The 684-nt window shown below is 53.2% G+C and carries 1 protein-coding gene; it reads right to left on the bottom strand.

Translation table 11 applies throughout. The features are described 5' to 3' along the window. Window positions 1-641 (bottom strand): thermonuclease family protein (locus tag DM995_RS20120; RefSeq protein WP_157973420.1); only part of this gene is annotated, 641 nt, incomplete at its 3' end. Window positions 642-684: the final 43 nt, after the last annotated feature.

Genomic DNA, 684 nt, shown 5'->3' with positions numbered 1-684 from the left:
CCTGGGTCTTGCAGAGGTAGTGCAATCTGAGATTGAGGTCGCTTCGGGACCACCCTTCTCCGATACATGTCCTTCTTGAATTCCCATGGGTGGACGTTGTCATCTCGTGACCATATTCCACGCCGGTTTCGGCGAGCATCATCAAGCGCGTCGAAGTAGGCATCTTCTGGCTCATAGCGATCGAGCACCCAAGCCCATCCATTAAGCACCATTTCCAGCTCAATGTTTCTGCTTGTGCATCCGAAGGGAATGAACTGCCTGACGGTCAGACCGAGCGGCGAGATCAGCGGCGTTCCCAGCTCTGGCTGATCATCAAGCAGGTAGGGAACGCAAACCAACCGGCCGTGTCGATCGGTGATTTGTCCCGTATCCATTTTTGTCAGGACAACGAGGTCGATCCACCGATCCGCAATAATCTGGCGTAAGAAGTTTCTTGCTTCATCTCCACCAAACTGCCCAACTTCAGGTGCGTCAATAAAGCCAAACCTCACGTTAGCATTGACGAGAGAACGAGTTCTGGGGTTCATGAACTGGGTGCGAAAACCGTCGCCGTCGAGGACGTGAAGCACGGGCACGCGGATTGTCTCGACGCTAGGTCTTTCGAGGGCGATCAGTGCTTCCTTAGAAGTGTCTATACGCATGATGTCTGTTCAGAACTGGGTGTAGCGTGTCACAAAGCAAGCA

Source organism: Blastomonas sp. UPD001, assembly GCF_003426715.1.
Lineage (GTDB): Bacteria > Pseudomonadota > Alphaproteobacteria > Sphingomonadales > Sphingomonadaceae > Blastomonas.
Note: the sequence above shows the minus strand (reverse complement) of the source record. Positions and strands in the feature narration are given on the sequence as shown.